This window comes from Streptomyces sp. NBC_00525 (genome assembly GCF_036346595.1).
In the GTDB taxonomy this organism is placed as follows: Bacteria; Actinomycetota; Actinomycetes; order Streptomycetales; family Streptomycetaceae; genus Streptomyces.
On the sequence record NZ_CP107834.1, the window covers coordinates 577,471 to 602,559 of the forward strand.

The following is a 25,089-nucleotide window of genomic DNA, read 5'->3' on the forward strand; positions in this document are numbered from 1 at the left end:
GTCAGCCGGCCATCGGGGCCATCTCCGTGTCCCTACGGACCAGCGCCGCGTACCGGCCGTCCAGTCGGAGCAGTTCCTCGTGGGTGCCGCGCTCCGCCGTGCGGCCGCCGTCGAGGACGACGATCTGGTCGGCGTCGCGGACGGTGGAGAGCCGGTGGGCGATGGTGATCGTGGTGCGTCCGGCGGACAGGGAGTCGATCGCGGCCTGGACGGCATGTTCGGTGCGGGTGTCCAGCGCGCTGGTGGCCTCGTCCAGGATCAGCACCGGCGGGTCGCGCAGGATGGTGCGCGCGATGGCCAGGCGCTGCTTCTCGCCGCCCGAGAAGCGGTATCCGCGCTCCCCCACGAGGGTGTCGTAGCCGTCGGGCAGGGAGGCGATGTGGTCGTGGATCTGGGCCGCGCGGGCTGCGGCCTCGATCTCCTCGTCGGTGGCGTCGGGCTTGGCGAAGCGCAGGTTTTCGGCGACCGAGGCGTGGAAGAGGTAGGTCTCCTGCGAGACGACGCCGACCGCGCGGACCAGGGTGTCGAAGTCCAGGTCGCGCACATCGACCCCGTCGAGGGTGACCCGACCGCCGGTCACGTCGTACAGGCGGGGCACGAGATAGCTGAGGGTGGACTTGCCGGAGCCGGTGGGGCCGACGACGGCCAGTGCGGCGCCGGCGGGCACGGTCACATCGACATCGCTGAGGGTGGGGCCGCTCTGCTCGTCGTAGCTGAAGTCGACGTGCTCGAAGCGGACCTCGCCCCGGATCTTGTCCAGGTGGACCGGGTTCTCCGGCTCCGTGATGTCCACGGTGAGGTCGAGGTACTCGAAGATGCGCTGGAAGAGCGCGAGGGACGTCTGCATCTGCACGCCGGTCGAGAGCAGGCTGACGGCCGGGCGGAAGAGGCCCTGCTGGAGCGAGACGAAGGCGACCAGGGTACCGATCGAGACGGCGGGGCCGCCGGACTGCAGGGCCATGCCGGCGGCCCAGTAGATGACGGCGGGCATGGCGGCCATGACGATGCCGATCGTGGACATCCGCCACCGTCCGGCCATGCTGGAGCGCACTTCGAGGTCGACCAGCCGCTCGGACTCCTCGGCGAAGCCGCGGGTCAGCGAGTCGGAACGGCCCATCGTGCGGCCGAGGAGGATGCCGCTGACGGACAGCGACTCGGTGACGGTGGCGGCCATGGCGGCCATCTGCTTCTGGCGCTGGGTGGTGATCTTCTTGCGTTCCCGGCCGACACGGCGGCTGATCCAGACGAAGACCGGCAGCAGGAGCAGCGAGACGACGGTCAGTCGCCAGTCGAGCGCGAGCATGGCGACGACGGTGGCGACGACGGCGGTGAGGTTGGAGACGAGGGAGGTCGCCGTCGAGGTGACGGTGGCCTGCATGCCGCCGATGTCGTTGGCGATCCGGGACTGGACCTCGCCGGTGCGGGTCCGGGTGAAGAAGGCGAGCGGCATCCGTTGGAGCTGCGCGTAGACCGCGGTGCGCAGGTCGTGCATGACGCGCTGGCCGACCGTGGTGGAGATGAGGGTCTGCAGAACACCGAAGACGCTGTTCATCACGGCGGTGAGGATCATGCCGAGGGCGAGCAGCGAGAGCAGTCCGGTGCGCCCCTGCGGGATGGCGGTGTCCAGGATTTCGCGCAGCAGGAACGGCGAGGCGACCGACACCAGCGACGAGGCGCCGACGAGCAGTCCGACCACCGCGAGGCGGCCGCGGTACGGGCGGAACAGGCGCAGGATGCGGCGCACGTCGGCGGGCGGCTGACTGCCGTCCCGGGGCGGGGGTGTCCACGTGGGTGCGTCGGGTTTCATGGGCTCCTTCGTCGGGCGTGCGGCAACGGGGCGTCGGGCGCGGCCGCAACGGCGGCACACCCGGCGCGGGGTGCGGGCAGGGCCGTCCGGAGGCGGTAACCGCGTCCTCGACGGTCGAGCCGAAAGAGAGCATAGCTCATTGTTACCTCTATTCACAATGAGCGGAGTCCTGATACGGTTGCGCCATGGACTCCCCCGACCCCGACGGCCTGCTCGCCGAACAACTGCTGCGGCTGACGCGGCGGCTCCACCGCATCCAGAGCCGCCAGCTGGAGCCGATCGGCATCACGCCCGCGCAGTTCCGGCTGCTGCGCACCGTCGCGCATTACGAGGGCCCGCCCCGGATGGCTGATCTCGCCAAGCGCCTCGACGTGGTCCCCCGCGCCGTCACCACCCTGGTGGACGCGCTGGAGGCCGGTGGCCGGGTCCGCCGCATCCCCGATCCGGCCAGCCGCAGGGTCGTCCGGATCGAGATCACGGACGAGGGCGTCGCCACGCTGCGCTCGCTGCGCGACGCGCGCCGGGCGGCCGCAGAGGAGATCCTGGCTCCATTGACCGCCGACCAGCGCGAGGAGCTCGGCGGCCTGCTGACCGCCCTGGTCAACGGGATGCCGGAGCGCCGCTGCTGACCTGCAACGGGACGCGGCGACGGGCCGCCGGACCGCGAAGCCGCCGAGGAGGAGCCACCATGCCGCTGCTGGAGCCGGACCCCGACACGCTGCGCCCCGCCGCGGTGCGCCCGCCCTCCCACGACCGCGTCCCCGATGAGCGGGCCGGGGGCACGCCGGAGCCGCTGCGCTCCGAGCTGACCGCCCTGCTCGGCGCCGAGAAGGTGCTCTGGAAGGTCTCCGACCTGGTGAAGTACGCCTCCGACGCCAGCCCGTACCGCTTCGTGCCCCAGGTGGTGGTCGTCCCGGAGGACATCGACGACATCTCCGCGATTCTCTCGTACGCGCACGGCAGGGGGCGCAGCGTCGTCTTCCGCGCCGCCGGTACGAGCCTCAACGGCCAGGCGCAGGGCGAGGACATTCTGGTGGACGTCCGGCGGAACTGGGCGGGCGTCGAGGTCCTGGCGGACGGCGCCCGTGCCCGTATCCGGCCGGGGACGACGGTTCTCCGGGCCAACGCCGCCCTCGCCCGGTACGGCAGGCTGCTGGGCCCCGACCCGGCCAGTGCCATCGCCTGCACGATCGGCGGGGTCGTCGCCAACAACGCCTCGGGCATGACCGCGGGCACCACCCGCAATTCGTACCGCACCGTCTCCTCGCTCACGTTCGTGCTGCCCAGCGGGACCGTGGTGGACACCGGCGATCCGGCGGCCGACGAGGAACTGGCCCGCGCCGAGCCTCGGCTGTGCGAAGGGCTGCTGGCGCTCAAGGCCGAGATCGAGGCGGATGCCGCGCTCACCGCCCGCATCCGGGCCAAGTACGAGATCAAGAACACCAACGGCTACCGGCTGGACGCGTTCCTGGACGGTTCGACCCCGGTGGAGATCCTGCGCGGTCTCATGGTGGGCTCCGAGGGGACCTTCGGCTTCATCTCCGAGGTCGTCTTCGACACCCTGCCGCTGGACCGCCGGATCTCCACCGCGCTGCTGTTCTTCCCCTCGCTGACCGCCGCCGCGGCCGCCGTGCCGCTGTTCAACGAGGCGGGTGCCCTGGCCGTCGAGCTGATGGACGGCAACACCCTGCGCGCCTCGGTCAGTGTGCGGGGCGTCCCCTCCGACTGGGCCGGGCTGCCGAAGGAGACCACGGCGCTGCTGGTGGAGTTCCGCGCCCCCGACGAGGCCGGCCAGGAGGCGTACGAGCGGGCGGCGGCCGAGGTGGTGCGGCGGCTGGAGTTGGTCCGGCCGGTGACCTCAGTGACCAACGAGTTCACCCGTGACGCGGCCACGATCTCCGGCTACTGGACGGCCCGCAAGGCGTTCGTCACCGCGGTCGGCGGCTCCCGCCCCTCGGGCACGACGCTGATCACGGAGGACTTCGCCGTCCCCCCGTCCCGGCTGGCGGACGCCTGCGAGGCACTGCTCGCGCTCCAGGCGGAACACGGTTTCGACGCCGCCGTCGCCGGCCACGCCGCGCACGGCAACCTGCACTTCCTGCTGGCGTTCGACGCGGCGCGCCCGGCCGACGTCGAGCGCTACGCCGCCTTCATGGCGGACTTCTGCCGGCTGACGGTGGAGCGGTTCGACGGATCGCTCAAGGCGGAACACGCCACCGGCCGCAACATCGCCCCCTTCCTGGAGCTGGAGTGGGGTCCGCGCGCCACCGAGCTGATGTGGCGCACCAAACAGGTCATCGACCCGGACGGGGTCCTGGCCCCGAGGATCGTCCTGGACCGCGATCCGAAGGCCCATCTGCGCGGGCTGAAGACCATTCCGAGGGTGGAGCCGGTCGCGGACCCGTGCATCGAGTGCGGCTTCTGCGAACCGACCTGTCCCAGCCACGATCTGACGACCTCGCCGCGCCAGCGCATCGTGCTGCGCCGGGAGATGATGCGCCAGCCCGTCGATTCCACCGTCGAGACGAACCTCCTCGACTCCTACGGCTACGACGCCGTGGACACCTGCGCAGGTGACTCCACCTGCAAGCTCGCCTGCCCCGTCGGCATCGACACCGGCGCCATGATGAAGGGCTTCCGCCATCAGCGGCACTCGCCGCGCGAGGAGCGCATCGCCGCGCTCGCCGCCCGGCACTTCGGCGCGGCGGAGACGGCGGCCCGGCTGGCGGTGGCCGCGGCGAGCAGGATCGACGACCGGCTGCTCCAGGGGGTCACCCGGCTCGCCCGCCGGGCGGTGCGCCCGGACCTCGTCCCGGAGTGGCTGCCGGAGATCCCCGGCGCGGCCCCCCGGAAGCTGCCGCCGACCCGCAGGGCGGGGGCGAGCGCCGTCTACTACCCGGCCTGTGTGAACCGAATCTTCGGCAGCCCGGACGGGTATCGCGGCCCGTCGCTGCCGCAGGCGGTGGGCGCCGTGTCGGCCCGGGCGGGAAGGCCCGTATGGATTCCGGACGACGTCAACGGCACCTGCTGCGCCACCATCTGGCACTCCAAGGGCTACGACGCCGGTAACGCCGTCATGGCCAACCGGATCGTGGAGGCCGCCTGGGGCTGGACCGGCGGCGGGAAGCTGCCGCTGGTGGTGGACGCCTCGTCGTGCACGCTGGGCATCGCCCAGGAGGTGGTCCCGTATCTCACCGAGGAGAACCGGGAGTTGCACGGCGAGCTGACCATCACCGATTCGCTGGTCTGGGCGGCGGACGAACTGCTTCCTGAGCTGACGGTGCTGCGGACGAGGGGTTCGGCCGTGCTGCATCCGACCTGTTCGATGGAGCATCTCGCCGATGTGGACCGGCTGCACGCGGTGGCGGCGGCCTGCGCGGACGAGGCGGTGATCCCGGACGACGCCGCGTGCTGCGGCTTCGCGGGCGACCGCGGCATGCTGCACAAGGAGCTGACCGCGTCCGCGACGGCGAAGGAGGCCGCCGAGGTGCGGTCCCGCGCGTACGAGGCGTATCTCTCGGCCAACCGGATGTGCGAGATCGGCATGGACCGGGCGACGGGCCGCTCGTACCACTCGGCGCTGATGGAACTGGAGTGGGCGACACGCCCCGGCCCCGCCTGAGCGGAACGGGAGTGCGGCGGGCCGGACCCACGCCGTCAGATGCGCAAGCTCGCGGCTGTCAGGCGCGCAAGCTCGCGCGATCGCCCATGACCACGACCGGGTGCTGCTTCGGGTCCAGGGTGCGCAGCAGTTTCTCCATGGCCTCCTTGGACACGCTCACGCAGGCCGAGGTGCCGCTGCCGTGGTCCATGTGGAGCCAGATGCTGCCGCCCTTGGTCTGGCCCCGGGGGCGCGTCGGGTCGTTGGGGGGAGTGCCCTTGACGCGGTTGTAGTCGATCGCGATGACGTAGTCGAAGTCGTGCCAGTGGGTTTGGGGCCAGTAGTGCGGGGCCTGGATCGAGGGCGTCCGCGTGTACGGGAGGCGGGCGCCGGGGTCGGCGAGCACGCCGCCGGCGTCGCTGAGGGTGAAGACGCCCACCGGGCTGCGCTTGTCGTTCTCGTGGTGGTCGGCCGTCCAGCCCTTCTTGCCGTTGTGGCCCTTCCAGCCCGCGACCTTGTCCCAGGTGGAGCCCGATTTGGTGTAGAGCACGACGGTGGAGTCCGCGGAGTTCTTTCCGGCGCCGTAGACGGCGACGACCTGGCGGGAGTCGGCCGGGATCTGCGACTGGAGCCGGTCGCCGACGTCGGGGATGCGCTTGAGGCCGGTGGTCGGGGGCTCGGCGTGGCCCTTCGCGGCGTGGCCCTTCGCGGCGGCGGACCGCTTGGCGGCGCCGCTCTTCTTCGCGCCGTCGTTCCCGTCGCCCCCGCAGGACGTCAGGGTCGTGAGCAGGACACCACAGGCGGCCGCCGAGGCCACCACTCGTACCGCACCGGCTATACGCATCCGTCCATGCTCGCACCCGGTGCGGGGCCCGCTCGCCCGTGCCCGGCCCGCCCGGTGAAAGCGTGCCGAATCTTTACCCGTCCGGGCGGGCAACGGTCCGCAGGCCGGGCGGCCGGGGACCGTATGCACGCGCATCCGCATAAAACCGTTTGCCGGTTCCCCGGTGGCGGGCGAAGCTGGCACGGTTTGGTTCCCCCGCCCGCGTACCCCCGCAGGTGACGGACCGCTGTCCCGGCGCGCGCTCGGCGCCTCGGCGGGCCCGGTCCTTCCGATCCCTTGGGATGTCATGCACATTCGCGATCTTCCGTATCCGGACCCCGGCGATCCCGACGTCCGTTCGGGCCCCCGCTTCCTGCTCTGGCTGGGCCGCAATCAGCTGCGCGGCCAGGTCAAGGCGTTGCTGTGGGGGCTGCTGCACCAGTGCTCGATCGCGGGGTATCCGCTCGCGGTGGGCCTCGCCGTCCAGGCGGTCGTCGACCGGTCCGGGAGCCGGCTCGCGCTGGCGGGCGCGCTGACCGCGCTGCTGGGCGTGGCGACGGCGGTGAGCGACGCCATGGTCCACCGGAGCGCCGTCACCAACTGGATCACCGCGGCCGCGCGGGTCCAGCAGCTGCTCGCCCGCAAGACGGCGGAGCTGGGTTCGCTGCTGACGCGCAGGGTCGCGGCGGGCGAGGTGGTCGCGGTGTCGACCGGTGACGTGGAGAAGATCGGCTGGTTCGTGGAGTCCCTCTCCCGCTTCATCGCCGCCGCGACCGTGCTCGTCGTCATCAGCGTGGGGCTCGTCGTCTACCTGCCGTCGCTGGGCGTCCTCGTGGCGATCGCCATGCCGTTCCTCGCCCTGTCCGTCCTGCCGCTGCTGCCGCGCGCCACCCGGCGGGCCGACGTGCAGCGGGAGAAGGGCGGCAGGGCCACCGAGCTCGCCTCGGACACCGTGGCCGGGCTGCGGGTCCTGCGCGGCATCGGCGGCGAGGAGCTGTTCCTGAAGCGGTACCGGCGGGCCTCGCAGGAGGTTCGGGTGGCGGCGGTGCACAGCGCCCGGATGTGGTCGCTGATCTCCGCCGTGCAGGTTCTGCTGCCGGGGCTGCTGCTGCTCGCCCTGGTCGTCCACGGCGCCGCGCTGGCCCGTGACGGCAAGATCGGGGTCGGCGAGCTGGTCACGGTGTACAGCGCGGTCACCCTGATGCTGTTTCCTCTGCGTCACTTCGAAGAGATCGCGATGGCCTACTCCTTCTCCCGCCCCTCGGCGCAGCGCGCGGTGCGTGTGCTGGGGCTGAGCCGCACCACCCGGCCGGCCACCGTCACCACCGCCCCGTCCGGCGATCTGTACGACCCGGTCACCGGGCTGCTGGCCCCGCAGGGCCGGCTCACCGCCGTGGTGTGCGGCGACCCGGACGAGGCGGGCCGGCTGGCGGACCGGCTCGGCGGCCACGCCCTGCCCAGCGAGACCGGGTCCGAGGCCGGGGACGGCAACGCGGACGGCGACGGCGACGGCAACGGGGACAGCGACGGCACCGACGCCCCGCCCTCCGTCCTGCTGGGCGGCGTGGCGCTGGACGAGGTGGAGCGGTCCGTGGCGCGGGCCGCCGTGCTGGTCCAGGACAAGGACCCGGTGCTGCTCTCCGGCACCCTGCGCGAACTGCTCGACGTGCCCTCGTCCGGGCGGGTGGCGGCCGGTGAGGCGCTGTCCGCCGCGCAGTGCGACGACGTACTGGCCGCGCTGGCCCAGGCGTCGCCGGACCCGGACTGCGAGCCGATGGACACCCGGATCACCGAACGCGGCCGGTCCCTTTCCGGCGGCCAGCGCCAGCGGCTCGCCCTGGCCCGGTCGCTGCTGGCGGACCCGGACGTCCTCGTCCTCGACGAGCCCACCTCCGCGGTCGACTCGCACACCGAGGCCCGCGTCGCGGCGGGCGTCAGGGAGCTGCGCGCGAACCGTACGACCGTCGCGTTCTCCTCCTCGCCGCTGCTGCTGGACCTGGCGGACCGGGTGGCGCTGGTGCACGACGGCACGGTCGTCGCGGTCGGTACGCACCGCGAGCTGCTGCGCACCGAGGAGCGGTACCGGGCCGTCGTGGCCCGCGACACCGACGACGAGAAGGAGCCCGACGCCGCACCCGAGCGGAGCGAGGGCGTAAGCACCGAACAGGAAGTCGAGGAACGGGCATGAGCGGCGTCGCCCCACCGCCCCGGAGCCAACCGGCCCGCAGCCAACCGACCCGCAGCCAACCGGCCCAGCAGCCGCCGGAAGAGAATCCCCCGGCCCCCACCGGCTACGCTCCCCATCCGCCCGTCCACCAGCCCCCCGCCCACGACCCGGCGGCCCCCGAGACCGCCACCACCCTGCCGGTCGCCGGGCCCATGACCGTACGGGCGTACGTCCTGGAGCTGATGCGGCGCCACCGCAGGCCGTTCATCGTGGTGACGCTGCTCAACACGCTGGCGGTGACCGCGTCCATCGTGGGCCCGTACCTGCTGGGCGGCGTCGTCGAGGACCTGTCCGACGAGGTCTCCGACCTGCATCTGGAGCGCACCGCCGCCGTGTTCGCGCTGGCGCTCGTCGTGCAGACGGTGGCCACCCGGACGATGCGGCTGCGCAGCGCCATGCTGGGCGAGGAAATGCTCGCCGATCTGCGCGAGGACTTCCTCGTGCGGTCGGTGCGGCTGCCGCCGGGCGTGCTGGAGCGGGCGGGCACGGGCGATCTGCTGTCCCGGATCACCACCGACATCGACCGGCTCGCCAACGCGATGCGCGAGGCCGTGCCGCAGCTGACGATCGGCGTGGTGTGGGTGGGGCTGCTCGTGGCCGCCCTCACGATCACCGCTCCCCCGCTGGCCCTCGCGGTGCTCGTCGCGCTGCCGCTGCTGCTGATCGGCTGCCGCTGGTACTTCCGCCGGGCTCCCTCGGCGTACCGCTCGGAGGCCGCCGGTTACGCGGCCGTCGCGGCGATGCTGGCGGAGACCGTGGACGCGGGCCGGACCGTGGAGGCGCACCGGCTGGGGGCGCGCCGGGTCGGTCTTTCGGACCTGCGCGTCCGGCAGTGGACCGCGTGGGAGCGGTACACGATGTTCCTGCGCACGGTGCTCTTCCCGGTCATCAACGTCACGTACGCGACGATCCTCGGCGCGGTCCTGCTGCTGGGCGGCTGGTTCGTCATCGAGGGCTGGCTCACGGTGGGGCAGCTGACCATGGGCGCGCTGCTCGCCCAGATGATGGTGGACCCGATCGGTTTGATCCTCCGCTGGTACGACGAGTTGCAGGTGGCGCAGGTGTCGCTGGCGCGGCTGGTGGGCGTGCGGGAGATCGAGCCGGACGCGGGCGACGCCTCGGTGTCCCCGGACGGCCGGGACGTACGGGCGGACGAGGTGCGCTTCGGGTACGTGGACGGAGTCGACGTGCTGCACAAGGTGTCGCTGGACGTCGCGCCGGGTACGCGCCTGGCGCTGGTCGGGCCGTCCGGTGCGGGCAAGTCGACGCTGGGCCGGCTGCTGGCGGGGATCTACGCCCCGCGCGCCGGTGAGGTGACGCTCGGCGGTGCGCGGCTGTCGCGGATGGCGACGGAGCGGGTGCGGTCGCATGTGGCGCTGGTCAACCAGGAGCACCATGTGTTCGTCGGCTCGCTGCGGGACAACCTGCTGCTGGCGCGGGCGGACGCCGGGGACGCGGAGCTGTGGGCGTCGCTGGCCGCGGTGGACGCGGACGGCTGGGCGCGGGCGCTGGCGGACGGGCTCGACTCGGAGGTCGGGTCCGGGGGTCTGGTGGTCACTCCGGCGCAGGCCCAGCAGATCGCGCTGGCCCGGCTGGTGCTGGCCGATCCGCACACGCTGGTCCTGGACGAGGCGACGTCGCTGCTCGATCCGCGGGCGGCCCGGAACCTGGAGCGGTCCCTGGCCCGGGTGCTGGACGGCCGTACGGTGGTGGCGATCGCCCACCGGCTGCACACAGCACACGACGCGGACGTGATCGCCGTGGTCGAGCAGGGCCGGATCAGCGAGCTGGGCAGCCATGACGAGCTGGTGGCGGCGGACGGGGCGTACGCGGCGCTCTGGCGCTCCTGGCACGGCTGACGGGTTCCGGGGGCGGCGGCCGTGCCGGAGCGGCCCGCCGTCCGCGGCCGGGTCGTCCGGGAGCGTGGGCTGCGGTCAGATGACGTTCAGGGCGGCGGCCGCGCCGACTCCTCCGAGGATCATGAAGACCGGCATCAGCACCTTGATCTCGACCCAGCTGCCGGCCTTGAAGCGCATGGCCTTCGGCGGCCCGATCGGGTACCAGCGCTTGCGCCCGAGCGGGATGGGCCACAGGATCGGGCAGCCGGAGACGGTCAGCGCGTCGCCGATGTCGTGGACGAGGGCGCCGAGCACGATGGGCAGCCCGAGCCAGAGGTATTCCTGGCCCGGAGCACTGAACAGCCAGTCCGCGCCGTTGCCCGGCTTGTCGAGGAAGCCGGCGAGAATCCAGGCGCTGGTGGCCCCGAGCAGCCACACCAGGACGTCGCTGGAGACGCGGGCGGCCCGCCACAGCAGCCCCTCGACGGCGAGGACGAGGTGGACGAAGAGGATGGCGAGGACCGCCCAGCGGCCTCCGGTGATCGCCAGGGCGGAGGCGCCGCCGCCGATCAGGACGGCCCACACCCAGGTGTGGGTGAGGGTGCGGTGGCCGCCGTTGCGGTGGGAGTCGCCGCGCATGCGGGTGGCCTTGTAGACGGCGTGCGAGAGCTTGTCGACGATCTCGCACAGGGCGCGCGAGACGGGTCCGAAGGCGCGGGAGATGGTCGCGGACTTGTGGTCGAGGTCGGGGGCGAGGGCCGCGCCCGCGGTGATGAGCGCGCCGACGACGAGGACGGGCCAGGGCATGGTGTGGCCCGCGGCGGCCGCCGCGGCGCCCACCCCCAGCCAGGCCGCTGCTCCTGACAGTGAGTGTGCCGGTCCCATCATGGCTGTCGAGCCCCCCGTTACGTGTCGCCGAGCGCGCCCGCCGGTGCCGGCCGCGCGGTGCGGCCACTGCCGTTGCGGTGCGGCCGAGTTGAGAGGGCAGCGTATCGTCCGTGATCTTCCGGCCGCCGTCCGGTTCCCTCATCGGGGTGGAAGGCAGGCAAGATGGGGGCGTGACCCTTATCGATCAGCTCCCCCCGACCGACGATCCCGACGCTCTCTTCGAGGCTTTCTCGTCCTGGACCGAGACGCAGGGGATCACCCTCTATCCCGCTCAGGAGGAGGCGCTGATCGAGGTGGTGTCCGGGGCCAACGTGATCCTGTCGACGCCGACCGGTTCCGGGAAGAGCCTGGTCGCGGCGGGTGCGCATTTCACGGCGCTGGCGCAGGACAAGGTCACCTTCTACACCGCGCCGATCAAGGCGCTGGTGTCGGAGAAGTTCTTCGACCTGTGCAAGCTGTTCGGTACGGAGAACGTGGGCATGCTGACCGGGGACGCCTCGGTCAACGCCGACGCCCCGGTGATCTGCTGCACCGCCGAGGTGCTGGCCTCGATCGCGCTGCGTGACGGGAAGTACGCGGACATCGGCCAGGTGGTGATGGACGAGTTCCACTTCTACGCGGAGCCGGACCGCGGCTGGGCCTGGCAGATCCCGCTGCTCGAACTCCCGCAGGCGCAGTTCGTCCTGATGTCGGCGACGCTCGGCGACGTCCGGATGTTCGAGGAGGATCTGACGCGGCGCACCGGCCGTCCGACGTCGGTGATCCGGTCGGCGACGCGTCCGGTGCCGCTGAGTTACGAGTACCGGCTGACGCCGATCACGGAGACGCTGACCGAGCTGCTGGAGACCCGGCAGTCGCCGGTGTACATCGTGCACTTCACGCAGGCGGCGGCGGTGGAGCGGGCGCAGTCGCTGATGAGCATCAACATGTGCACCAAGGAGGAGAAGGAGCGGATCGCCGATCTGATCGGCAACTTCCGTTTCACCACCAAGTTCGGCCAGAACCTCTCGCGCTATGTGCGGCACGGCATCGGGGTGCACCACGCGGGGATGCTGCCCAAGTACCGCAGGCTGGTGGAGAAGCTGGCGCAGGCGGGGCTGCTGAAGGTGATCTGCGGGACGGACACGCTGGGCGTCGGTGTCAACGTGCCGATCCGCACGGTGCTGTTCACCGCGCTCACCAAGTACGACGGCACGCGGGTGCGGACGCTGCGGGCGCGCGAGTTCCACCAGATCGCGGGCCGGGCCGGGCGGGCGGGCTTCGACACGGCGGGCTTCGTCGTCGCGCAGGCCCCCGAGCACGTCATCGAGAACGAGAAGGCGGTCAGGAAGGCCGGTGACGACCCGAAGAAGAAGCGGAAGGTCGTCCGCAAGAAGGCCCCCGAGGGCTTCGTGGCCTGGTCGGAGAGCACGTTCGACAAGCTGATCCAGTCCGATCCGGAGCCGCTGACCTCGCGTTTCCGGGTGACGCACACGATGCTGCTGTCCGTGATCGCCCGGCCGGGCAACGCCTTCGAGGCGATGCGGCGGCTGCTGGAGGACAACCACGAGCCGCGCCGGGCGCAGTTGCGGCACATCCGCCGGGCCATCGCGATCTACCGGTCGCTGCTGGACGGCGGTGTGGTGGAGCGGCTGGACGAGCCGGACGCGGAGGGGCGCATCGTGCGGCTGACCGTGGATCTCCAGCAGGACTTCGCGCTGAACCAGCCGCTGTCCACGTTCGCGCTGGCCGCGTTCGAGCTGCTGGACCAGGACTCGCCGTCGTACGCGCTGGACATGGTCTCGGTGGTGGAGTCGACGCTGGACGATCCGCGCCAGATCCTGGCCGCGCAGCAGAACAAGGCGCGCGGTGAGGCGGTCGGGCAGATGAAGGCCGACGGCATCGAGTACGAGGAGCGGATGGAGCTGCTCCAGGAGGTGACGTACCCGAAGCCGCTGAGCGAGCTGCTGTGGCACGCGTACGACGTCTACCGGCGCAGCCACCCGTGGGTGGGTGACCATCCGGTGTCGCCGAAGTCGGTGATCCGGGACATGTACGAACGGGCCATGACGTTCACGGAGTTCACCTCGAACTACGAGCTGGCGCGGACCGAGGGCATCGTCCTGCGGTATCTGGCGAGCGCGTACAAGGCGCTGGAGCACACGATTCCGGACGACCTCAAGTCGGAGGATCTGGAGGATCTGATCGCCTGGCTGGGCGAGATGGTCCGTCAGGTGGACTCCAGTCTGCTGGACGAGTGGGAGCAGCTGGCCAATCCGGAGGTGGAGACGGCCGAGCAGGCGCAGGAGCGGGCGGACGAGGTCAAGCCGGTCACGGCGAACGCCCGCGCGTTCCGGGTGCTGGTGCGCAACGCGATGTTCCGCCGGGTGGAGCTGGCCGCGCTGGACCGGGTCCGGGAGCTGGGCGAGCTGGACGCCGACGCGGGCTGGGACGAGGACGCGTGGGGCGAGGCGATGGACGCGTACTGGGACGAGTACGAGGAGCTGGGCACCGGCCCCGACGCGCGCGGCCCGAAGCTGCTGAAGATCGACGAGGACGCGCGGCACGGGGTGTGGCGGGTGCGGCAGACGTTCGCCGATCCGAACGGCGACCACGACTGGGGCATCAGCGCGGAGGTGGACCTCGCCGCGTCCGACGAGGAGGGCCGGGCGGTCGTGCGGGTCACGTCCGTGGGCCAGTTGTGAGCGCGGGGGACGACGGCATGGCGAATCCGGCCGAGCGTCTGGTCGATCTGCTCGACCTGGAGCGGATCGAGGTGAACATCTTCCGGGGCCGCAGCCCCGACGAGTCGTTGCAGCGGGTCTTCGGCGGCCAGGTGGCGGGGCAGGCGCTGGTGGCGGCGGGCCGCACCACGGACGGGGACCGGCCGGTGCACTCGCTGCACGCGTACTTCCTGCGGCCGGGGCGTCCCGGTGTGCCGATCGTGTACGACGTGGAGCGGGTCCGGGACGGCAGGTCGTTCACGACGCGCCGGGTGACGGCGGTGCAGCAGGGCCGGACGATCTTCAATCTGACGGCGTCGTTCCACCGGCCGGAGGAGGCGGGGTTCGAGCACCAGTTGCCGCCGGCCCGTGCGGTGCCGGACCCGGAGGAGCTGCCGACGGTCGCCGAGGAGGTGCGCGAGCATCTGGGCGGGCTGCCGGAGGCGCTGGAGCGGATGGCACGGCGCCAGCCGTTCGACATCCGCTATGTGGACCGGCTGCGCTGGACGCGCGAGGAGATCGAGGACGCGGACCCGCGCAGCGCGGTGTGGATGCGTGCGGTGGGGCCGCTGGGCGACGATCCGCTGGTGCACACGTGCGCGCTGACGTACGCGAGTGACATGACGTTGCTGGACGCGGTCCGCATCCCGGTGGAGCCGCTGTGGGGGCCGCGCGGCTACGACCTTGCCTCGCTGGATCACGCGATGTGGTTCCACCGGCCGTTCCGGGCGGACGAGTGGTTCCTGTACGACCAGGAGTCGCCGGTCGCGACGGGCGGGCGGGGGCTGGCGCGCGGCCGGATCTACGACCGGGCGGGGAACCTGCTGGTGTCGGTGGTGCAGGAGGGCCTGTTCCGGCGGCTGGGCGGCGCCCCGTCCGCGTGACGGACCGGCGTCGTCGCGCCGGTGGCGGCTGACTACTGTTCGACTTCCCGGTCATCACAACGGAGGAGCGCGCAGGTGGCCACCACCCTGAAGGTGAGTCCCGTCGCCACGGGGAAGAAGGCGTGGAAGCGGGTGGCGGCGCGATCTCCGGCCTCGCCCTTCAGCCATGTCGTCCACATCGAGGAGCAGCCGGCGGACGCGCCGCGCGTGCTGGCCCATCTGGAGCGGGAGCTGCCGCCGGGCGGCGTACCGGCCTACCTCGCCGCTCGCAAGGCCGGGGCCCGCTCCTTCGTGCTGTGGGCGGACGCACAGCGCCGTGCCCGGCTGGCGACGGTGGTCACGGTCTCGGCGGGTGACGGGGTGTCCTCGTACCAGGTGCTGGGCGGTCACGGCGAGGTCCTCGGCACGGTCGTACGGGAGAAGGCGTGCGCGGGCAGGGGGCTGCGGACCCGCTGGACGGTCACCCAGACAGGCTGCCCGGAGGCCGTGGGGTTCAAGGGCCGGATCTTCTGGTGGTACGTGTGGTGGCTGCTGTTCCCGCTGTGGCCGGCGCTCGGGGTGGCCTGCGTGGTGGGAGGCGGCGGGGACGTGCCGCGCGGGCCCCGGCGCATCTTCTGGCGGGCCGGGGGCGAGACGCCGCTGGAGTTCCGGGCGGACGGCGAGGTCCTCGTGCACGCGCGGTGGGTGGACCAGCGTCTGGCTGCCGCCCTCAGCGCCCTGGTCCTGTCGTTCGACAGCTGGCTGGGCATGCCCTGGGACAACCGGCCCGAGTGAGGCACCCGCTGGTCCGTCCGGGCGATCCCTCCGGGTGAGTACGCCGGTCGGGGCGAGCCCTGGCGGGCGTGGGGCGCGGGGGCGCGGAAGGTGGTCGCGCGCGTTGCGTGCGGGCCCCGTCCGGCGTCCGGGTGCGCGGCTGAGGAGGCGGGTCGATGACGGCGGATCAGGTGTACGCGGGCCTCGGGCTGATCGTGGTCCTCGCGGTCGGTTCGCAGTTGCTGGCGAGCCGGCTGCGGGTGCCGGCGCTGCTCGTGCTGCTGCCCGCGGGGTTCATCGCCGGGGCGGTCACCGACGACGTCGATCCGCAGCTGCTGCTCGGCTCCGCCTTCTCGCCGCTGGTGTCGCTCGCGGTGGCGGTGATCCTTTACGACGCCGGGCTGGGGCTGGACCTGAAGCGGCTCAAGGGCCACAACCGGCGGGTGGTGATCCGGCTGCTGTGGCTGGGGGTGCTGCTGACGGTGGTGTCGGCCGCGCTGTTCGCCGTGCCGGTGCTGGACATGTCGGCGCAGTCGGCGGTCATGCTGGCCGCCATCCTCGTGGTGTCCGGCCCGACCGTGGTGGGGCCGCTGCTCTCCTTCGTACGGCCCACCGAGCGGCTGCGGCGCATCCTCGTCTGGGAGGGTTCGCTGATCGACCCGGTCGGCGGGATTCTGGGCGCGCTCGTCTTCCACGGGGTCCTCGCGGGCAACCGGCCGGGGTTCGGCGACGGGCTCGTCCACTTCCTGGCGAGCGCGGTGCTGGGGGTGGCTGCGGGGGCGGCCGGGGCGGCGGTGCTGTGGCTGCTGCTGGGGCGGGCGCGGCTCAGCGAGGAGCTGGCGACGTCGGCGCAACTGGCCGCCGTGATCGGGGTGGCCGCCGGCTGCGACGCGCTGCGCGACGACACGGGACTGATCGCGGCCGTGGTCATGGGGATGGCCATGGCGAACCTGCCGGGTCTGGACCTGCCGGCGCGTCGGCCGTTCTTCGAGACGCTGGTCTCGCTGATCATCGGGCTGCTGTTCGTCTCCATCTCGGCGACGGTGACCCCGGCGTCGCTGCGGCACGTGGTGCTGCCGTCGCTGGCGCTGGTCGCCCTGCTGGTGCTGGTGACCCGGCCGCTGGTCGCGCATCTGGCGGCGATGGGCACCGATGTGCCGGGCCGGGAGAGGTGGTTCATCGGCTGGATGGCACCACGGGGCATCGTCGCCGCGGCCACCGCCTCCACGTTCTCCGCCGAACTCGCCGACCACCACGTCGCCGGGGCCGAACGCATCCTGCCCGCCACCTTCGTGGTGATCGTGGCGACGGTGATGCTCTACGGGCTGACGGCGTTCCCGGTGGCGCGGCGGCTCGGGGTGCTGCGGCCCGCCCGGTCCCGGCCGCTGCTGGTGGGCGGGGCGCCCTGGGTGGTGGACGCGGCGTGCGCCCTGCGGGCGGCCGGGCTGGACGTGCTGATGTGGGCGGGCGCGGACGAGGAGCGGGCGCGGATCGAGGCGGCCGGTCTCTCGCTGGCCCCCGGTGAGCTGTTCGCCTCGGCGACCGGGGCGGGCGCCGAGCTGGAGGGGATCACCTCGGTGCTGCTGCTTACCGGCGAGGACGACTTCAACGCGCTGGCGTCGGTGACGCTGCGGGAGAGCGTCGAGGGGACGGTCGGCCGGCTGGCCCCGCCGTCCGCGAGCCACGGTGTGCTGGCCCCGTACACCGGGGGCGACGCGCTGTTCGGGCCGGGGCTCACCCGGGCGGACATCGACGCGAAGTACGAGGCCGGGGCGCGGGTGGTGACGCGGACGGCGGACGGTCCGCTGCCGGCGGACGAGCGGGTGCTGTTCGTGGTGGGCGTGGAGGGCCGGCTGGAGGTGGTGACGGACGGCGGTCGCCCGGAGCCGGTTCCGGGCGACACGCTCGTGGTGCTGCGGGAGGCGTGAGGCGCCCCGGCCGGTGTCAGGCCCTCGCCGGGCGGTCCGGGCTCGCGCAGAGCGCCCAGATGATGAAGACGTCGATGGCGATGAGCACGATGGACCAGAGCGGGTAGTACGGCAGCCACAGGAAGTTGGCGAGGGCACCGAGCCCGGCCAGGATCACGCCCACGACCCGCGCCCAGAGGGCACCGCTGAACAGGGCGCAGCCGGCCAGGACGATGACGATGCCGACGATAAGATGGATCCAGCCCCAGCCGGTCAGGTTGAACTGGAAGACGTAGTTGCGCGTGGCGACGAAGACGTCGTCCTCGGCGATGGCTGCGATGCCCTGGAAGATCGCCATCGCGCCGCCGAAGATCATCAGGATCGCGGCGAACACGGTCCAGCCCGTGCGGGCGGGATGGTGTGATCCGTCGGTGCCGGGTGCCGCCGCTGGTGCGCTGCCGGTGCTGGCCATTGCGGGCCTCCTTCGCTGGCACGGCCGCCCGGCGGAAGCAGGTCCGGAGCCGGGCATTCCGTTTCCAGCGTGGCACGGGCGGGCGGGTCCGGCAGCACGGCGGGCGGGGGGCCGGGTGGCGGCCCCGCCTCATGGGAGCCGGCGTTATGATCACGAACCCGTGGAAGGACCGCCCCATGACCGAGATCGTCCCGGTGTCCGGCCCCGAGCTGGTCACCTACGCCGACGAGCTGGCCGCGCTGCTGGTGGAGACCGTGGCCGGCGGATCGTCCGTGGGCTTCCTCGCCCCCCTGGACCGGGACGCCGCCGCCGAGTGGTGGCGCGGGCGGGCGGCCGCCGTGGAGGCGGGCGGACTGCGGGTGTGGCTCGCCCGTGACGGGGAACGCGTCGCGGGCACGATCGGCCTGGTTCCCTCGCCGCTGCCCAACGCCCGCCATCGCGCGGAGGTGGCCAAGCTGATGGTCCGTCCCTCGGCGCGCGGCCGGGGCCTGGGCCGGGCGCTGCTGGCCGCGGTCGAGCACGCGGCGGCGGACGACGGCATCACGCTGCTGGTCCTGGACACCGAGAGCGGCAGTCCGGCGGAGCGGCTGTACCGCGCGGCGGGCTGGACCCGGTGCGGTTCGGTCCCGGACTACGCGTCCGACCCGGCCGGGGTCCTGAAACCGACGACCTTCTACTACAAGGCGGTCGGCGTCGTCCCGGAGGGCCTCCGGGGGTGAGAATGGCGCGGGAAGACACCGACGAGGAGACACCGATGACGCTGTACGACATCCCGCTGCACACCCTCACCGGCGAGCCGACCACCCTGGGCGCCTACCGCGACCGGGCGGTGCTGGTGGTGAACGTCGCCTCCAAGTGCGGGCTGACCCCGCAGTACGCCGGTCTGGAACGGCTCCAGAAGGAGTACGGGGACCGCGGTCTGACCGTGCTCGGCGTGCCGTGCAACCAGTTCGGCGGCCAGGAGCCGGGCAGCGCGGAGGAGATCGGCACGTTCTGCTCGGCGACGTACGGGGTGACCTTCCCGATGCTGGAGAAGACCGAGGTCAACGGCGCGGGCCGGCACCCCCTGTACACCGAGCTGACCCGCCTCGCGGACGGCGCGGGCGAGGCCGGGGACGTCCAGTGGAACTTCGAGAAGTTCCTGCTCTCGCCGGCGGGCGAGCCGGTCGCCCGGTTCCGCCCCCGCACGGAACCGGACGCCCCGGAGCTGCTGGCCGCGATCGAGGCCCAGCTGCCCGCCTGAGCGGCGCGGCCGGGCCCGGCCCGGTCAGCGGATCGGCAGGCCGGAGAGGGTACGGGCGATGACCAGGCGCTGGATCTCGCTCGTGCCCTCGAAGATGGTGTAGATCGCGGCGTCCCGGTGCATGCGCTCGACCGGGTACTCCCGCGTGTAGCCGTTGCCTCCGAGGATCTGGATGGCCTGCGCGGTGACCTTCTTGGCGGTCTCGCTCGCGTACAGCTTGGACATGGAGCCCTCGGCGGACTCGAACGGCTTGCCCGTGGTGGCCATCCAGGAGGCGCGCCAGACCAGCAGCCGCGCCGCGTCGATCTGTGTGCGCATGTCGGCGAGCTGGAAGGCGACGCCCTGGTTGTCGATGATGGGGCGGCCGAACTGGGTCCGCGTCTTCGCGTAGTCCAGCGCCACCTCGTACGCCGCGCGGGCGGTGCCGACGGCCATGGCGCCCACGGCCGGGCGGGACGCCTCGAAGGTGGCCATCGCCGCGTTCTTCACTCGCTCGCCGCCCGACGCGGCGCGCTCGCGGGCACGGGCGAGGCGCTGGTCGAGCTTCTCCTTGCCGCCGAGCAGGCAGTGGCCCGGTACGCGCACGTCCTCCAGGACGACCTCGGCGGTGTGCGAGGCGCGGATGCCGTGCTTCTTGAACTTCTGGCCCTGGGAGAGGCCGGGGGTGTCCGGCGGGACGATGAACGAGGCGTGGCCCTTGGAGCCCAGCTCGGGGTCGACGACCGCGACGACCACATGGACGTTGGCGATGCCGCCGTTGGTCGCCCAGGTCTTGGTGCCGTTGAGCACCCACTCGTCCTTGGCCTCGTCGTAGACGGCGCGGGTGCGCATCGAGGCGACGTCGGAGCCGGCGTCGGGCTCGGAGGAGCAGAACGCGGCGACCTTCACGTCGTCGGCGTCGCCGTACATCTGCGGAATCCAGGTGCCGATCTGCTCCTCGGTGCCGTTGGCGAGGACGCCCACGGCCGCCAGGCCCGTGCCGACGATCGACAGGGCGATGCCGGCGTCGCCCCAGAACAGTTCCTCCATCGCCATGGGGATGCCGAGGCCCGTAGGATCGAAGAACTGCTGGGCGTAGAAGTCGAGGGAGTAGATCCCGACCTTCGCCGCCTCCTGGATGACGGGCCAGGGCGTCTCCTCACGCTCGTCCCACTCCGCGGCGGCCGGCCGGATCACGTCCGCGGCGAAACCGTGGAGCCAGTCACGGACCTGCTTCTGGTCGTCGTTGAGCTCGAGCGTGAACTCGGCCATGTTCCCCTCCACGGTGCTGCCTCGAAACGCGTCGTTACTTGCGGTAACAACAGTCTGTTACCGGTAAGTAGCCTCTGTCAACCACATGAGACGCCACCCGCGCCGCGCCGGACGGGGTGTTACGTTGCGCAGGCACGACGGACAGGCACGGTCAGGGGTGGGAGAGACGACATGGAGACCACACGACAGGCCGAGCGCCAGCGGACCACGGCCGCACGCCGCCGTCGGGAGCTGCTGGAGGCAGCCGACCGCGTGGTGCTCAGGGACGGCCCCGGCGCCTCGATGAACGCGATCGCCGCCGAGGCGGGCATCACCAAGCCGATCCTCTACCGGCACTTCGGCGACAAGGGCGGGCTCTACCGCGCCCTCGCCAAGCGGCACACCGACGCCCTGCTGAGCGCCCTGCGCGCCGCGCTCGACGCCCCCGCCGACCGGCGCGCCCGGGTCGAGTCCACGCTCGACACCTATCTCGCGGCGATCGAGGCCCGCCCCCAGGTCTACCGCTTCCTCATGCACCCCTCCGACGACGCGGCCCCCTCCTCCGAGCAGGGCTTCGACGTGGGCCGGCACTCCGCGCCGCTGCTGCGCCGCCTCGGCGAGGAGCTGGCCGCCGTCATCGCGGAGCGGGTGGACCTCGGCCCGGACAGCGAGGCCATGGCCCGGATCTGGGGCCACGGGATCGTCGGCATGATGCACGCGGCGGGCGACTGGTGGCTCGGCGAGCGCCCGTGCTCGCGGGAGCAGCTGGTGCGCAGCCTCGCCGATCTGCTCTGGGGCAGGCTGGCCGCCGCGAGCGACCGGGCGGACGGCCCCGGCTTCTGATCCGGGTCAGGCCGTACGGCTCCACGGCGCCCGGCGGGCCGCGCGCAGCACGCGGGCGCGGCGCAGGCCGGTCAGCCGGTCGGTGTAGACCTGCCCGTCGAGGTGGTCGCACTCGTGCTGGAGGCAGCGGGCGAAGAAGCCGGTGCCGTCGATCCGGACCGGCTCGCCGGTCACCGTGACGCCCTCGACCACCGCGTGGTCGAAGCGCGGGGTGCCCGCCTCCAGGCCCGGCAGCGAGAGGCAGCCCTCGGAGCCGCGCACGGTGACCCCGTCCGCCGCCACCAGGACCGGGTTGACCACATGGCCGAGGTGGCGCACGTCCTCGTCGTCGGGGCAGTCGTAGACGAACACCCGCGAGGGCACCCCGATCTGGTTGGCGGCCAGCCCGACGCCCCGCGCCTCGTACATCGTGGCGAACATGTCCTCGACGAGCCGGGCGAGCGGGGGCCCGAACTCCGTGACCGGTTCGCAGGCCGCATGCAGGACCGGGTCGCCGAGCAGGCTCATGGTGCGGACGATTCCGGAGCTGCCGGGGATCGGACGGTTGCGCATGGCGGTCATCGTACGTTCCGCGCACCGGGGTTTTACCGGCCGGACGGTGCCGCGGTGCGGTCATCGCGCCGGACATCGATAGGCTGGGCGGCGGACCGATGCAAGGAGGATCTAGGACGATGGCAGGCAACACGGAGCCGTTGTCGCCGCGGGCCAGGCTGGCCGTGACGGCGGGCAAGGCCGCTGCGGCGGTGTCGCGGGCTGCCGGGCGGGGCAGCGGATCGGTGATCGGCGGCCGGGTGGCGCTCAAGCTCGACCCCGACCTGCTCGGGCGGCTGGCGCAGCACCTGGACGTGATCCTCGTGTCGGCGACGAATGGCAAGACCACCACGACCCGGCTGATCGCGGAGGCGCTGCGGGCCGCGGGCCCGGTCGTGTCGAACGCGCTCGGTGCCAACATGCCCGCCGGGATCACCTCGGCGCTGGCCGGCGGCTCGGACGCGCAGTACGGCGTGATCGAGGTGGACGAGAAGTACCTGGCCGGGGTCGCCCGTGACACGACGCCCAAGGTGATCGCGCTGCTCAACCTCTCGCGCGACCAGCTGGACCGGGCCGCCGAGACGCGGATGCTGGCCGAGAAGTGGCGCGAGGGCCTGTCCGGCTCCAAGGCCGTGATCGTCGCCAACGCCGACGACCCGCTGATCGTCTGGGCGGCCTCCTCCTCCCCCAACGTGGTGTGGGTCGCGGCCGGCCAGGCGTGGAAGGACGACGCCTGGTCCTGCCCGTCCTGCGGCGGTGTCATGCAGCGCCCCGGTGACGACTGGTTCTGCGGCGAGTGCGGTTTCCGCCGGCCGCCGCCGAGCTGGGTCCTGCACGGCGACTACGTGCTCGACCCGCACGGTTCGGCGTGGCCGATCCACCTCCAGCTGCCGGGCCGGGCCAACAAGGCCAACGCCACCAGCTCGGCGGCCGTCGCCGCCGTGTTCGGTGTGCCGCCGCAGGTGGCGCTGGAGCGGATGTACCAGGTGCAGGCCGTCGCGGGCCGCTACGACGTGGTGAACTTCCTGGGCCGGGAGCTGCGGCTGCTGCTGGCGAAGAACCCGGCGGGCTGGCTGGAGACGTTCTCGCTGATCGATCCGCCGCCCACGCCGGTGATCCTCTCCGTGAACGCGCGGGGCGCGGACGGCACGGACACCTCGTGGCTGTGGGACGTGGACTACACGCAGCTCGCGGGCCACCCGATCTTCGTGCTCGGCGACCGCAAGCTGGACCTCGCGGTCCGTCTGGAGGTGGCCGGACTCGACTTCCGGGTCTGCGAGAACCTCGACGAGGCCGTCCAGCAGGCACCGCCCGGGCGCATCGAGGTCATCGCCAACTACACCGCCTTCCAGGATCTGCGCCGTCGTGTCGGCAACTGACCCGGGCACCGGAGCCCTCCGGAGAGGACGAAGCATGAGCAACAACAGCCTTCGGCTGGTGTGGGTCTACCCGGACCTGCTGAGCACCTACGGCGACCAGGGCAACGCCCTGGTGGTGGAGCGCCGGGCCCGCCAGCGCGGCCTGGACGTGTCGCGGGTCGACGTGCGCAGCGACCAGCCGGTGCCCACGTCGGGCGACATCTATCTGATCGGCGGCGGCGAGGACCGGCCGCAGCGGCTCGCGGCGGAGCGGCTGCGCCGCGACGGCGGGCTCAGCCGGGCCGCGTCCAACGGCGCGATCATCTTCTCGGTCTGCGCGGGCTACCAGATCCTCGGCCACGAGTTCATCAACGACCTCGGCGAGCGCGAGCAGGGCCTGGGGCTGCTGGACGTGGTCTCGACGCGCGGCGAGGGCGCGCGGTGCGTGGGCGACGTCCTCGCGGACATCGACCCGCAGCTCGGGCTGCCGCCGCTCACCGGGTTCGAGAACCACCAGGGCGTCACGCACCTCGGGCAGACCGCACGCCCGTTCGCGCGGGTGCGGTTCGGCCGGGGCAACGGCACCGGCGACGGCACCGAGGGCGCGTACAACGACACCGTGTTCGGCACCTACATGCACGGGCCCGTGATGGCGCGCAACCCCATGATCGCGGACCTGCTACTCAAGCTGGCCCTCGACGTCAACGCCCTGCCGCCGACCGACGACCGGTGGTACGAGGCGCTGCGCGCGGAGCGCGTCGCGGCAGCGACGCAGCCCGCCTGACCTGCGGTTTCACCCGCGTTCCGATGAGTTGGCAACGGCTCAGTTGAGCGGCGTCCAGCAGGCGGACGCCCGGTTCGGTCCCCCCACCCTGCGCCGGTAGGGTGGCGGGGATCTCCCACCGGACGACGTGGTCCGGTCGTCGGCCCACGTTGCAAAGGTTCTCCGGGCAATGCGAATTGGTGTGCTCACCTCCGGCGGCGACTGCCCCGGCCTCAACGCCGTCATCCGGTCCGTCGTCCACCGTGCTGTGGTCGACCACGGCGACGAGGTCATCGGCTTCAACGACGGGTGGCGGGGCCTCCTGGAGTGCGACTACCGCAAGCTCGACCTGGACGCGGTGGGCGGCATCCTCGCCCGCGGCGGCACGATCCTCGGCTCCTCGCGGGTCCAGCCGGCGCATCTGCGCGGCGGCGTCGAGACGGCCCGCGGCCATGTCCGCGACCTGGGGCTCGACGCGATCATCCCGATCGGCGGCGAGGGCACCCTCAAGGCGGCGAACCTGCTTTCCGAGGCGGGGCTGCCGATCGTCGGCGTGCCGAAGACCATCGACAACGACATAGCCTCCACCGACGTCACCTTCGGCTTCGACACGGCCGTCGGCGTCGCCACCGAGGCGCTGGACCGGCTGAAGACCACCGCCGAGTCGCACCAGCGGGTCATGATCGTCGAGGTGATGGGCCGGCACACCGGCTGGATCGCCCTGCACTCGGGCATGGCGGCCGGCGCGCACGCCATCGTCGTCCCGGAGCGCCCCTTCGACATCGACGAGCTGACCGAGGTGGTGGGCCGCCGGTTCTCGGCCGGCAAGAAGTTCGCCATAGTCGTGGTCGCCGAGGGCGCGAAGCCGCGCGAGGGCTCCATGGAGTTCGAGTCGGGCGCCAAGGACGTCTACGGCCACGAGCGGTTCACGGGCGTGGCGACCCGGCTCTCCGTCGAGCTGGAGGAGCGCCTGGGCAAGGAGGCCCGCCCGGTGATCCTCGGGCACGTCCAGCGCGGCGGCACGCCGACCGCGTACGACAGGGTCCTGGCGACCCGGTTCGGCTGGCACGCGGTGGAGGCGGCGCACCGGGGCGACTTCGGCATGATGACGGCGCTGCGCGGTACGGAGATCACCCTGGTGCCGCTGGCGCACGCGGTGGAGACGCTGAAGACCGTGCCCGCCGACCGGTACGCCGAGGTGGACTGCGTGCTCTGAGCG

The 25,089-nt window shown here is 72.5% G+C and carries 20 protein-coding genes; 14 read left to right on the top strand and 6 right to left on the bottom strand.

Translation table 11 applies throughout. The annotated features are described in order from the left end of the window. Position 1 precedes the first annotated feature (1 nt). Entirely contained in the window at positions 2 to 1,807 is a 1,806-nt protein-coding gene (locus OG710_RS02405) for an ABC transporter ATP-binding protein (RefSeq protein ID WP_330237871.1), read from the bottom strand. Between the two features lie 185 nt (positions 1,808 to 1,992). Between OG710_RS02405 and OG710_RS02410 the strand changes: the two genes are divergently transcribed. Together OG710_RS02410 and OG710_RS02415 are read left to right on the top strand one after the other, a co-directional pair. Continuing rightward, on the top strand, positions 1,993 to 2,436 hold the full coding sequence (locus OG710_RS02410) for a MarR family winged helix-turn-helix transcriptional regulator (protein ID WP_330237872.1): 444 nt from the start codon (positions 1,993 to 1,995) through the stop codon (positions 2,434 to 2,436). A gap of 59 nt (positions 2,437 to 2,495) precedes the next feature. Next, positions 2,496 to 5,429 (top strand): FAD-binding and (Fe-S)-binding domain-containing protein, encoded by a 2,934-nt coding sequence (locus tag OG710_RS02415; RefSeq protein ID WP_330237873.1) that lies wholly within the window; start codon positions 2,496 to 2,498, stop codon positions 5,427 to 5,429. 58 nt (positions 5,430 to 5,487) lie between these two features. On the opposite strand, the gene OG710_RS02420 is transcribed toward OG710_RS02415, so the two are convergent. Then, on the bottom strand, positions 5,488 to 6,252 hold the full coding sequence (locus OG710_RS02420; protein ID WP_330237874.1) for a L,D-transpeptidase family protein: 765 nt from the start codon (positions 6,250 to 6,252) through the stop codon (positions 5,488 to 5,490). A 286-nt stretch (positions 6,253 to 6,538) separates the two neighbouring features. Between OG710_RS02420 and OG710_RS02425 the strand changes: the two genes are divergently transcribed. After that, positions 6,539 to 8,419, top strand: a complete 1,881-nt coding sequence (locus tag OG710_RS02425) for an ABC transporter ATP-binding protein (RefSeq protein ID WP_330237875.1) — start codon at positions 6,539 to 6,541, stop codon at positions 8,417 to 8,419. Continuing rightward, positions 8,416 to 10,317, top strand: coding sequence for an ABC transporter ATP-binding protein (locus tag OG710_RS02430; protein WP_330237876.1), 1,902 nt, complete (start codon positions 8,416 to 8,418; stop codon positions 10,315 to 10,317). The genes OG710_RS02425 and OG710_RS02430 overlap by 4 nt, the downstream gene beginning before the upstream one ends. Positions 10,318 to 10,392: 75 nt before the next feature. Here the strand turns inward: OG710_RS02430 and OG710_RS02435 are convergent, their stop codons facing one another. Beyond that, positions 10,393 to 11,184 (bottom strand): metal-dependent hydrolase, encoded by a 792-nt coding sequence (locus OG710_RS02435; protein WP_111334459.1) that lies wholly within the window; start codon positions 11,182 to 11,184, stop codon positions 10,393 to 10,395. 170 nt (positions 11,185 to 11,354) lie between these two features. Here OG710_RS02435 and OG710_RS02440 point away from each other — a divergent pair, with 170 nt between their 5' ends. From OG710_RS02440 to OG710_RS02455, 4 genes are all read left to right on the top strand, one after another. Further along, positions 11,355 to 13,868 carry a DEAD/DEAH box helicase gene (locus OG710_RS02440; protein WP_111334457.1) on the top strand — a complete coding sequence of 838 codons (2,514 nt, stop codon included), beginning with the start codon at positions 11,355 to 11,357 and terminating at the stop codon, positions 13,866 to 13,868. 17 nt (positions 13,869 to 13,885) lie between these two features. Next, positions 13,886 to 14,770, top strand: a complete 885-nt coding sequence (locus tag OG710_RS02445; protein WP_330237877.1) for an acyl-CoA thioesterase — start codon at positions 13,886 to 13,888, stop codon at positions 14,768 to 14,770. A 75-nt stretch (positions 14,771 to 14,845) separates the two neighbouring features. Continuing rightward, positions 14,846 to 15,544 carry a hypothetical protein gene (locus OG710_RS02450; RefSeq protein ID WP_330237878.1) on the top strand — a complete coding sequence of 233 codons (699 nt, stop codon included), beginning with the start codon at positions 14,846 to 14,848 and terminating at the stop codon, positions 15,542 to 15,544. 155 nt (positions 15,545 to 15,699) lie between these two features. Continuing rightward, positions 15,700 to 17,451 (top strand): cation:proton antiporter, encoded by a 1,752-nt coding sequence (locus OG710_RS02455; RefSeq protein ID WP_330237879.1) that lies wholly within the window; start codon positions 15,700 to 15,702, stop codon positions 17,449 to 17,451. 16 nt (positions 17,452 to 17,467) lie between these two features. Here the strand turns inward: OG710_RS02455 and OG710_RS02460 are convergent, their stop codons facing one another. Continuing rightward, entirely contained in the window at positions 17,468 to 17,902 is a 435-nt protein-coding gene (locus OG710_RS02460; RefSeq protein ID WP_330237880.1) for a DUF7144 family membrane protein, read from the bottom strand. A 176-nt stretch (positions 17,903 to 18,078) separates the two neighbouring features. Between OG710_RS02460 and OG710_RS02465 the strand changes: the two genes are divergently transcribed. Together OG710_RS02465 and OG710_RS02470 are read left to right on the top strand one after the other, a co-directional pair. Beyond that, on the top strand, positions 18,079 to 18,621 hold the full coding sequence (locus OG710_RS02465; protein WP_330237881.1) for a GNAT family N-acetyltransferase: 543 nt from the start codon (positions 18,079 to 18,081) through the stop codon (positions 18,619 to 18,621). A gap of 35 nt (positions 18,622 to 18,656) precedes the next feature. Then, a complete protein-coding gene (locus OG710_RS02470) occupies positions 18,657 to 19,145 on the top strand; it encodes a glutathione peroxidase (RefSeq protein ID WP_330242139.1) in 489 nt (162 codons plus the stop codon). A gap of 24 nt (positions 19,146 to 19,169) precedes the next feature. On the opposite strand, the gene OG710_RS02475 is transcribed toward OG710_RS02470, so the two are convergent. Beyond that, a complete protein-coding gene (locus OG710_RS02475; RefSeq protein WP_330237882.1) occupies positions 19,170 to 20,396 on the bottom strand; it encodes an acyl-CoA dehydrogenase family protein in 1,227 nt (408 codons plus the stop codon). 171 nt (positions 20,397 to 20,567) lie between these two features. Here OG710_RS02475 and OG710_RS02480 point away from each other — a divergent pair, with 171 nt between their 5' ends. After that, on the top strand, positions 20,568 to 21,218 hold the full coding sequence (locus OG710_RS02480) for a TetR family transcriptional regulator (protein WP_330237883.1): 651 nt from the start codon (positions 20,568 to 20,570) through the stop codon (positions 21,216 to 21,218). A 6-nt stretch (positions 21,219 to 21,224) separates the two neighbouring features. On the opposite strand, the gene def is transcribed toward OG710_RS02480, so the two are convergent. After that, positions 21,225 to 21,779: a peptide deformylase gene (def, locus tag OG710_RS02485; RefSeq protein ID WP_330237884.1), complete on the bottom strand. Its 555-nt coding sequence runs from the start codon at positions 21,777 to 21,779 to the stop codon at positions 21,225 to 21,227. 110 nt (positions 21,780 to 21,889) lie between these two features. On the opposite strand from def, the gene OG710_RS02490 reads away from it, so the two are divergent. The 3 genes from OG710_RS02490 (at position 21,890) to OG710_RS02500 (ending at position 25,086) form a co-directional block, all read left to right on the top strand. Next, entirely contained in the window at positions 21,890 to 23,128 is a 1,239-nt protein-coding gene (locus tag OG710_RS02490) for a Mur ligase family protein (protein WP_239222369.1), read from the top strand. A 34-nt stretch (positions 23,129 to 23,162) separates the two neighbouring features. Beyond that, complete coding sequence (locus tag OG710_RS02495) at positions 23,163 to 23,891, top strand: type 1 glutamine amidotransferase (RefSeq protein WP_111334439.1); 729 nt, start codon at positions 23,163 to 23,165, stop codon at positions 23,889 to 23,891. A 169-nt stretch (positions 23,892 to 24,060) separates the two neighbouring features. After that, positions 24,061 to 25,086 carry a 6-phosphofructokinase gene (locus tag OG710_RS02500; RefSeq protein WP_111334437.1) on the top strand — a complete coding sequence of 342 codons (1,026 nt, stop codon included), beginning with the start codon at positions 24,061 to 24,063 and terminating at the stop codon, positions 25,084 to 25,086. Positions 25,087 to 25,089: the final 3 nt, after the last annotated feature.